This window comes from Streptomyces aurantiogriseus, from assembly GCF_014649375.1.
In the GTDB taxonomy this organism is placed as follows: Bacteria; Actinomycetota; Actinomycetes; order Streptomycetales; family Streptomycetaceae; genus Streptomyces; species Streptomyces aurantiogriseus.
Map to the genome: position 1 here is coordinate 607,246 of NZ_BMSX01000004.1, position 9,859 is coordinate 617,104.

Consider the following 9,859-nt stretch of genomic DNA (forward strand, 5'->3'; position numbering starts at 1 on the left):
GTTGATGCCACTGTCCCGGTGGTATCTCGAATGGCGGAACGCACCAGGGGCCCCATGAGTGACGCCATCATGGAACCCATGAGCGACGACGTCCTCTCCGTCATACCGACCGACCCGCACTGGCAGCCCGAGCGCGCCCGAGCCGACCGGGCCGCAGCGCTGGCGGCGGGGCTCTCGGACCCGGACGATCCGGACGCCTTCGACGCGGAGGTCGAGGTGTACTGGCACGACACGCTCACCCCCGTCGACTGCGGCGACAACCTGGAGCGGATCACCTGCCCGCTCTGCCGCTCCGCCATCGACACCGGCTGGTGGGCCGACCTGCTCGAAGCCCACGCGGACGACGGCTTCCCGACCCTCGCGGCCGAAGTGCCCTGCTGCGGCGGCGCGACCACGCTCGACGCCCTGGAGTTCGACTGGCCGTGCGGTTTCGCCCGCTTCGAGATCGCCGTCTGGAACCCCGAGCGCATCTGGTTCAGCGACGAGGAACTCGCCGGCCTCGGCGACGCGCTCGGGCACCCCGTCCGCCAGATCAGGGCGCGCATCTGACGGACGTACCTCTGCGCGATCGCCTGCCGGGTCCTCCTCAGCGGCGCGCCATGTACAGGTCGAGGGCCTTGTGCAGCAGCCGGTTGAGCGGGAAGTCCCACTCCCCCAGGTACTCCACGGCCTGCCCACCCGTGCCCACCTTGAAGCGGAGCAGGCCGAGGAGGTGGTGGGAGTCCTCCAGGGTGTCGGTGATGCCGCGCAGGTCGTAGACGGCGGCGCCGAGTTCGTGGGCGTCGCACATCATGCGCCACTGCATGGCGTTGTTGGGCTGGACCTCGCGCTTGTGGCTGGTGGAGGCGCCGTAGGAGTACCAGGCGTGCCGGCCGACGGTCAGCATGGTGGCGGCGGCGAGGACGTCACCGTCGTGGTGGGCGAGGTAGAGCCGCATACGGTCGGGGTGTTCGGCGTTCAGCGCGGTCCACATGCGCTGGAAGTAGGGCAGGGGGCGCGGGATGAAGCGGTCGCGTTCGGCGGTCTCGGTGTAGAGGGTGTAGAAGGCCGACAGGTCCTCGTAGCCGCCGCGGACGACCTTCACCCCCGCCTTCTCCGCCTTCTTGATGTTGCGCCGCCACTGCTGGTTGAGGCCCTGGTGGATCTCCTCCAACGACCGTCCCTCGTACGGCACCTGGAAGACATGACGCGGCTGCCCGGCGGCGAACCCGTCCTCTCCTCCCGGCTCGGTCTGCTGCCAGCCGGCGCGGCGCAGCCGGTCGGCGAGGTCGAAGGCGCGCGGTTCGTACGAGGTCGCCTCGGCGTCGCGCAGGCGGTGGGCGCCCGGGTCGGCGATGGCCGCCTTGACGGCGTCGGCGCTCCAGCGCCGTACGACGACGGGCGGGCCCATCTTCACCGAGAACGCGCCCCGCGCCTTGAGATGGGCGAGCATCGGCTCCAGCCAGCGCTCGACGAGGTCCGGCGCGAACCAGTCGACGACCGGTCCCTCGGGCAGGTAGGCCAGGTACTTCTTCAGCTTCGGCAGCGGCCGGAAGAGCACCAGTCCCGCTCCCACGAGCAGGCCCGCCTCGTCGAACCAGCCCAGGCTCTCCGCCCGCCAGTCCGGCTTCACATCGCCCCATGACGGGATCTGCATATGGCTGGCGGAGGGGAGGCCCTCGACGAACGCCAGGTGCTCGTCACGGGAGATCGGCTGGACACGCAGGCTCATGCGCGGGGCTCCTTCGAGTGGCTGTTCCGGCCGCAGTGATGTTGCGGCGATGGTCGCGGCAAACGGCTGTTCCCGTCCTCGCACGGCCGTACACCCAGCCTAGGAGGTCATCGGCGGCCGTCCCGGGGACCGAAGGCCTCCAGTGCCTGCGTGTCCGTCACGCGCGCGTGCAGGTAGGTGTCCGCCCACTCGGCGATGCCCGGGTACCGGCACTCCGCGACGAGCCGGGCGACGGCCGCGGGGACGTCGTACGGCGTCACGCGCAGGTCGGTCCCCGGGCCCAGCAGGCACCAGTGCGCGCCGGCGCGGCCGTACGGCATGCCGACGCTGCCCGGATTGACCACCAGCCGGCCCTGCGCGAGGCGGACGTACGGCATGTGCGTGTGGCCGCACACCACCGTGCGCACCTTCTCGTCGAGGCCCTCGAAGACCTCCCTCCAGCGGGCCGGGCGGGAGTCGACGAGGACGACCTCCTCGTCGTCGCGGGGGGTGGCGTGACAGAAGAGGACCGGGCCGAGACCGCGGACGGTCAGGGTGCGGGTGGCGGGGAGGCCTTCGAGGAAGTCGACCTGTTCCTCGCGGAGCGCGGACGCGGCGAACGGGCCTATCGGATCCGGGATGTCGCTGCGCTTCCCTCGCCGGTACTCGACCAGTTCCCGGTCCGCGTTGCCCGCGACCCACAGCACGCGCTCGCCCTGAGCCCGTAACAGGTCGAGCACTTCGGCGGGTTGGGGCCCCGCCGTGATGTCGCCGGTCAGCACGACGCGGTCGGCCGCCGCGACCTCGGGCTCGGCGAGGACCGCCTCCAGGGCGGGCAGGACGCCGTGGATGTCGGAGAGGACGGCCACCCGCCCCCACTCGTCCGTCATGTCTCTTCTCCCTCCAGCTCTTCTGCCAGCGCTTCCGCCAGATGCCGCCCCCGCACCCCCGCCAACTGCTCCATCTGCGTCCGGCAGGAGAAGCCGTCCGCCAGGACCACCGCGTCGGCCGGCGCCTCCCGTACGGACGGCAGCAGCTGCTCCTCCGCGCACGCCGTGGACACCTCGAAGTGCCCTTTCTCGAAGCCGAAGTCACCGGCGAGGCCGCAGCAGCCGCCGCTCAGGTCGCCGGTGAGACCGGCGGCCTCGCGCAGCCGGCGGTCGGCCGTGTCGCCCAGCACCGCGTGCTGGTGGCAGTGGGTCTGGCCCACCGCCGGGCGGTCCAGGCGCGGCGGTCTCCAGTCGGGGGCGTGCCGCTCCAGAGCCTCCGCGAAGGTCAGGACACGGGCGGCGAGGCGCGCCGCACGCGGGTCGTCGTGCAGCAGCTCGGGCAGGTCGCCGCGCAGCGCCGCCGCACAGCTCGGCTCCAGCACGACCACCGGAGCGTCCGTCTCCAGCACCGGCTCCATCAGGTCGAGCGTGCGCCGCAGCACCCCACGCGCATGATCGAGCTGCCCGGTGGAGACGTACGTCAGCCCGCAGCAGACGCGGCCCCGCCGGGCCGTCAGCAGACGGAGGGCGGACCTGGACCGGGCGTCCCCGACCGGCCGGCCCCGCAGCCGCAGCGTCGGCGGAAGCACCACCCGCAGTCCTGCGGCTTCCAGCACCCGTACGGCGGCCCGGCCGACGGAGGGCGAGAGGTGCTCGGTGAAGGTGTCGGGCCACAGGACGACGAGGTCTCCGGACGTGGTGGTCCGTGTCCGCCTCCCGCGCCACCAGTCGCTGAACGTCCGCCGCGCCAGCCGCGGAATATCCCGCTCCGGCGCGATCCCGCCCAGCCGCTTGCCGACGCTCGCCAGCGGCCTCACCGACGCGAGCGCGTTGATCAACGCCACCGCGCGCGTGCGACGCGCCCAGCGCAGCCATACCGGCAGCCGGCCCATGCTGTAGTGGGCGGCCGGGCGGCGGCGTCCCTCGTAGTGGTGGTGGAGGAACTCCGCCTTGTAGGTGGCCATGTCGACCTCGACGGGACAGTCGGAGCGGCAGCCCTTGCAGGACAGGCACAGGTCCAGGGCCTCCCGCACCTCCTGCGACCGCCAGCCGTCGGTGACCAGCTCGCCCGCGAGCATCTCGTGCAGCAGGCGGGCACGCCCGCGCGTGGAGTGCTGTTCCTCGCCCGTGGCCCGGTAGGAGGGGCACATCACGGCCGGCCCGGTCGCCGTGGTCGTACGGCACTTGGCGACGCCGACGCAGCGGCGGACCGCGGCGGAGAAGTCGCCGCCGTCGCCGGGGTAGCCGAAGGCCACGTCGACCGGTTCGCGGGGAAGGGCGGAGAAGCGGAGGTGGGAGTCGAGGGGGGCGGGGCGGACCAGCATGCCCGGGTTGAGCAGGTCGTCGGGGTCCCACACTCCCTTCGCCCGCTCGAACAGCGCGACCAGCTCCGCCCCGTACATCTTCGGCAGCAGCTCGGCCCGCGCCTGCCCGTCGCCGTGCTCCCCGGACAGTGAGCCGCCGTGGGCCGTGACCAGGTCGGCCAGTTCCTCCGAGAAGCGGCGGAAGCGGCCGATGCCGGCCTCGGTGAGCAGGTCGAAGTCGATGCGGACGTGGATGCAGCCGTCCCCGAAGTGGCCGTAGGGGGTGCCGCGCAGGCCGTGGGCGCGGAGGAGGGCGCGGAAGTCCCGCAGGTAGGCGCCCAGTCGGGCCGGCGGGACCGCGCAGTCCTCCCAGCCGGGCCAGGCCTCGGAGCCGTCGGGCATCCGGGTCGCCGTACCGCTGGCGTCCTCGCGGATGCGCCACAGGGCGCGCTGCCCGGCGTCCTCCGTCACCACCAGGGAATCCATGACGTCCGCCGCGCGCACGATCGTCTCCGCACGCGCGCGTGCCTCCCCCGCCGACTCCCCGCCCGTCTCCACGAACAGCCAGGCCCCGCCCCGTGGCAGCCCCGCGGCCGACGGCACCAGGTCGGCGGCCATGCCCTCGACCGTCAGCGGCCCGAACGGCAGCAGCCCGGCCGCGGCCTCGGCGGCGGCGCCCTCGTCGGCGTATCCGAGCACGGCCAGCGCACGCGCGCGTGGCGCTTCGACGAGGTCGACGACGGCCTCCGTCAGCACGCCCAGCGTGCCCTCCGAGCCGCAGAAGGACCGGGCGACGTCGGCGCCCTTCTCGGGCAGCAGCGCGTCCAGCGCGTACCCGGAGATACGGCGGGGCAGCTCCGGAAAGCCGGTGCGCAGCCGCGCCAACTCGCCCTCGACGAGGGCCCGCAGCCCGTCCGGCGCGCCGGCCCACCCCTGGCCGAGCCGGAGCCGCTGTCCGCGCGCGGTGATGACGTCGAGCTCCCGCACGTTGTCCGCGGTCGTCCCCCACGCCACCGAGTGTGAGCCGCAGGAGTTGTTGCCGATCATCCCGCCGAGCGTGCAGCGGCTGTGGGTGGAGGGGTCGGGGCCGAAGCGCAGGCCGTGCGGAGCGGCGGCTTCCTGGAGCCGGTCGAGGACGAGCCCCGGCTGGACGACGGCCGTCCGCGCGACCGGATCCAAGGCGACCAACCGGTTCAGGTGACGCGTGAAGTCCAGCACGACGCCCGCGCCCGTCGCCTGCCCGGCGATCGATGTGCCCCCACCACGCGCCACGACCGGCACTCCCCGTGTCCGGCACACCTCCAGCACCGCCGCCACGTCGTCCGCGTCGCGCGGCGCGACGACGCCCAGCGGCACGCGTCGGTAGTTGGACGCGTCCATGGTCACCAGCGCGCGGGAGGTGACGTCGAACCCCACGTCACCCCGGACGGCCCTGCGCAGCTCCCCCTCGAGATCTGTCATGCGTCCAGGATGCACCTCGTCACCGACAGTGACGAAAGCCCTGTGGAAAACCTGTCACCTCACAGGAATCCACAGGTCCGAACGCCGGATATCGCGTCTCATCGAACGGACACGTTTCCGTACCGTTTCCCCCAGGGGATACGCTCCGGCCGTGGCTGAGATCCAGATTCCTGCTGACATCAAGCCCGCCGACGGTCGATTCGGCGCGGGCCCCTCCAAGGTGCGGGTGGAGGCGCTGGACGCCCTGGCCGCCACCGGTACCTCTCTCCTCGGTACCTCCCACCGCCAGGCCCCGGTCAAGAACCTGGTCGGCCAGGTCCGCGAGGGCATCTCCCAGCTGTTCCAGATCCCGGACGGCTACGAGGTCGTCCTCGGCAACGGCGGCTCCACCGCCTTCTGGGACATCGCGACCCACGGCCTGATCGAGAACAAGTCGCAGCACCTCAGCTTCGGCGAGTTCAGCTCCAAGTTCGCCAAGGCCGCGAAGCTCGCCCCCTGGCTCGCCGAGCCCGACGTCATCTCCTCCGACCCGGGCACGCACCCCGAGCCGGTCGCAGAGGCGGGCGTCGACGTCTACGCCTTCACGCACAACGAGACCTCCACCGGCGTGGCCATGCCCATCAAGCGCGTGGAAGGTGCCGACGAGGGCGCCCTGGTCCTGGTCGACGCGACGTCGGGCGCCGGCGGTCTGCCGGTCGACATCGCCGAGACCGACGTCTACTACTTCGCCCCGCAGAAGTCCTTCGCCTCCGACGGCGGCCTGTGGATCGGCATCTTCTCCCCGACCGCGATCGAGCGCGCCGAGCGCATCCACGCGTCCGGCCGCCACATCCCGGAGTTCTTCTCGCTCCCCACGGCGATCGACAACTCCCGCAAGAACCAGACGTACAACACCCCGGCGCTGGCCACCGTCTTCCTGCTGAACCAGCAGCTGGAGTGGCTCAACGGCCAGGGCGGCCTCGACTGGTCGGTCCGCCGCACCGCCACTTCCGCCCGCACGCTCTACGGCTGGGCCGAGGACGTCAAGTACGCCAACCCCTTCGTCGCCGACCCCGCCAAGCGCTCGGCCGTCATCGGCACCATCGACTTCACCGACGAGGTGGACGCCGCCGCCGTCGCCAAGGTCCTGCGCGCCAACGGCATCGTCGACACCGAGCCCTACCGCAAGCTCGGCCGCAACCAGCTGCGCGTCGCGATGTTCCCGGCGATCGACCCGGCGGACATCGAGGCGCTGACGAAGTGCATCGACTACGTGATCGAGAAGCTCTGATCACTTCGGTACGGCAGTGAGGGGCGCCCGGTGACCACCGGGCGCCCCTCGTCGTCGCGGCGGCCGCCGCTTCACACGGTCGGGTTCACACGGTCGGGCCATTGCCTCCGTTTCCGGGGTTGGCGGACGCTGGTCGGGTAGGACGGGATGTACGGGCCGTACGGGCTGTTCAGGGGGAGGGCGTCCCACCGTGTTACGTGGCGGCAAGAGCTGGTCCCGGCGTCGTCGTGACGTGGCGTCTCATGTGGTGCTGCGGGTGCTGATCCTCGCGGTCGCGGTGCCGGGGCTCGTCCTGTGCGTGGATCGCGTCGAACGGAACCATCCGGCTGTCGTGTTGTACAAGAACGCCTCCCTGTGTCCCGTCGGCACACCGTGGGAGACGGCCGACGACTGCATCGCGCGGACCACCGGCGAGGTCGTCGACATGGACTGGAGCGAGTCGTGCACCACGAACAGCAACGGCGGCACGTCGTGCACCCGCAGTTACAGCATGGACGTCCGCTTCGGTGAGCGCACGGAGTCGCTGGGCGTCGGCTCGAACACCTTCCGCGCGACGGACCGTGGGGATCCGGCCGAACTGCGCCTGTGGCGTGGAGAAGTGGTGCGGATGGTGGCCGGAGGTCACGTCGAGGGCTATCTGACCTCTTCCGAGTGGGCGTTCTGGGGTTGGCTGTTCCTCGGCTGGCTGCTGCTGGGAGCCTCATGGCTGGCCCTTTTCGGGCTGTGGCTGTACCCGCTGCTGGGGGGCTGGCTGCTGCTGACCGTGCCGTATCTGATGGTTGCTTACAACCTTCTGGGGCTGAACCCGATGGGCGTGGTGGGCTGGAGCATCACGGGTCTGATCACGGGGGTGGGGGTCTGGTTCATGGGGCGCTCGCTCGCCGCAGTCGTGGTCTGACCGCCGCTCGGCCGGCAGCGGCGGGCGCAGCCGTCACCGGTGCAGGTCGGGCCGCGTCGCCCGGCTTCGCCGCCCTGGAGGACCTCGACGAGGTCGTCCACCCCCTGGTGCACGGGCTCGCGCCTCGCTGAGGGCGAGGCCGCGGGCCGGGGGCCACTTGTCGCCGGGCACCGGCGTGCGCCCCTGACCCCGCGGTCTCCATGGGGGTGCCTCAGGCAGATGCCCGTTCGGGTGTACGCCGACAGGCTTTCCGGGGGAACGCGATGGGCCATCTGGGGAAAGACGCCGGCCGGGCCATGTCGAACGGAGTCCGGCGTCGTTGTGGCACGACGCCAGAGAACTGGATTCGCCGAGTCTGTCCGGAGGAACAGGTGCGCGCACAGAAGATCAGGTTGGCCACACTTGTGGTCCTGGCGGTTGGCAGCCTGGCGTCCGCCCACTGCGGGATCGCTGTCGCCGATGACCCTGGCGCCGCCGCCACGGGTGGCTCCAACACCGTCGGTGATCTGTTCCAGCAGAACACCGCCCAGGAGAGCAAGCAGAACAACAACTGCTCACAGGAGATCGGCCTTCCCCTCACCACCGGGGAACTGACGGACAGCAGAAGTGACGTGCGCTGCGTGACCGACGACGCGTCATTCAACAAGCACGATCTCGTCGAGGATGGCGGGGCGCGCGCCGAGGGCGGCTCCAGCGCCAGCAGCGTGTTCCAGCAGAACACGGCGCAGGAGGGGCGGCTGAACAACAACTGCGCCAACCCCAACGGCTCCAACACCAACGTAAGCGGTGGGCGGCGAGAGAGCGGGTGCGTGAACAAGGACGCCTCCCGCAACAAGCACACCACCGTCAAGGGCGGTGGCGCCCACGCCGAAGGCGGCTCCAGCACCGGCAGCATCGTGGTCGAGCAGAACACCGCGCAGGAGGGAAGGCAGAACAACAACTGCGCCAACCCCAACACCTCCAACGTCACCGCGACCGATGGTGGGCGGCAGAAGAACGGGTGCGTGAACAAGGACGCCTCCCGCAACAAGCACACCGTGGTCAAGAGCGGTGGGGCGCGCGCCGAAGGCGGCTCCGCCACCGGCGACGTGGCCCAGCAGAACACCGCGCAGGAGGGGCGGCAGAACAACAACTGCGCCAACGCCACCAACTCCGGCGTCACCGCGTCCGGTGGTGGGCGGCAGAAGAACGGGTGCGTGAACAAGGACGCCTCCCGCAACAAGCACACCGTGGTCAAGAGCGGCGGCGCCCACGCCGAAGGCGGCTCCAGCACCGGCGGCAACGTGTTCCAGCAGAACACCGCGCAAGAGGGGCGGCAGAACAACAACTGCGCCAACGCCAACGCCTCCAACGTCACCGCGTCCGGTGGTGGGCGGCAGAAGAACGGGTGCGTGAACAAAGACGCCTCCCGCAACAAGCACACCGTGGTCAAGAGCGGCGGCGCCCACGCCGAAGGCGGCTCCACCAGCGGCGGCACCCTGATCCAGCAGAACACCGCGCAAGAGGGGCGGCAGAACAACAACTGCGCCAACCCCAACATCTCCAACGTCACCGCGACCGATGGTGGGCGGCAGAAGAACGGATGCGTGAACAAAGACGCCTCCCGCAACAAGCACACCGTGGTCAAGAGCGGCGGCGCCCACGCCGAAGGCGGCTCCACCAGCGGCGGCTCCGTGTCCCAGCAGAACACCGCGCAAGAGGGGCGGCAGAACAACAACTGCGCCAACCCCAACGATTCGGGGATCGAGCTGACGGACTCGGATGCGGAGCTCCGTTGCCTGACAGTCGATGAGTCCACCAACGTAGGCACCGTGGAGATCGGCGACGGTGCGGAGGCCGAGGGCGGCTCCGGTGGGATGGATCTGCTCCAGCAGAACACCGCCCAGTCGGGGCGGCTGAGCAACAACTGCGGCAACCCCAACAACCTGACCGTCACCGCCACCGGAAGCAGCACGCGGGCCCAGTGCGTGGCCGCCGACCGGTCCACCAACATCGGCTCCGTCCACCGCTAGACACCGCTCACCGCACCTGGGTGCGGCCATTGGGCAGTGCGGTTGCTCGCGCCGACTGAACGGCTCGGCGTCCTACGGGAGTTCCGGCTGACGATGTCTGCGGTCCGGGCCCGGCGGGCGGCCGAGAACGCCGACAGGGCGGCGTAGCCGACGCGGTGTCGGAGTACGCCGCCCTGGGGCGGGACGAGTTGCGGGAGGCGGCCCGCGCTGTCATGGCGGTTACTTCGGGTCGCGG

General features: G+C 71.1%; 7 protein-coding genes. 4 read left to right on the forward strand and 3 right to left on the reverse strand.

Annotated elements, in window-relative coordinates; genetic code table 11:
* Positions 1-78: 78 nt before the first annotated feature.
* Entirely contained in the window at positions 79-549 is a 471-nt protein-coding gene (locus IE263_RS12290; RefSeq protein WP_189935300.1) for a hypothetical protein, read from the forward strand.
* Between the two features lie 37 nt (positions 550-586).
* Here the strand turns inward: IE263_RS12290 and IE263_RS12295 are convergent, their stop codons facing one another.
* The 3 genes from IE263_RS12295 to IE263_RS12305 all read right to left on the reverse strand — a co-directional run bounded on the left by IE263_RS12295 (position 587) and on the right by IE263_RS12305 (position 5,444).
* On the reverse strand, positions 587-1,711 hold the full coding sequence (locus IE263_RS12295) for a lipid II:glycine glycyltransferase FemX (protein WP_189935302.1): 1,125 nt from the start codon (positions 1,709-1,711) through the stop codon (positions 587-589).
* A 107-nt stretch (positions 1,712-1,818) separates the two neighbouring features.
* Complete coding sequence (locus IE263_RS12300; RefSeq protein ID WP_189935304.1) at positions 1,819-2,580, reverse strand: metallophosphoesterase family protein; 762 nt, start codon at positions 2,578-2,580, stop codon at positions 1,819-1,821.
* The gene (locus IE263_RS12305) at positions 2,577-5,444 is read right to left on the reverse strand and encodes an FAD-binding and (Fe-S)-binding domain-containing protein (RefSeq protein ID WP_189935306.1); all 2,868 of its coding nucleotides are present in this window, start codon (positions 5,442-5,444) and stop codon (positions 2,577-2,579) included. Before IE263_RS12305 ends, IE263_RS12300 begins: the two co-directional genes overlap by 4 nt.
* Positions 5,445-5,595: 151 nt before the next feature.
* Here IE263_RS12305 and serC point away from each other — a divergent pair, with 151 nt between their 5' ends.
* The 3 genes from serC (at position 5,596) to IE263_RS12320 (ending at position 9,624) form a co-directional block, all read left to right on the forward strand.
* Positions 5,596-6,714 (forward strand): phosphoserine transaminase, encoded by a 1,119-nt coding sequence (serC, locus tag IE263_RS12310; protein WP_189935308.1) that lies wholly within the window; start codon positions 5,596-5,598, stop codon positions 6,712-6,714.
* Positions 6,715-6,946: 232 nt separating this feature from the next.
* Complete coding sequence (locus IE263_RS12315) at positions 6,947-7,612, forward strand: hypothetical protein (RefSeq protein ID WP_189935310.1); 666 nt, start codon at positions 6,947-6,949, stop codon at positions 7,610-7,612.
* 392 nt (positions 7,613-8,004) lie between these two features.
* Positions 8,005-9,624: a hypothetical protein gene (locus tag IE263_RS12320; protein WP_189935312.1), complete on the forward strand. Its 1,620-nt coding sequence runs from the start codon at positions 8,005-8,007 to the stop codon at positions 9,622-9,624.
* The last annotated feature ends 235 nt before the right edge of the window (positions 9,625-9,859 follow it).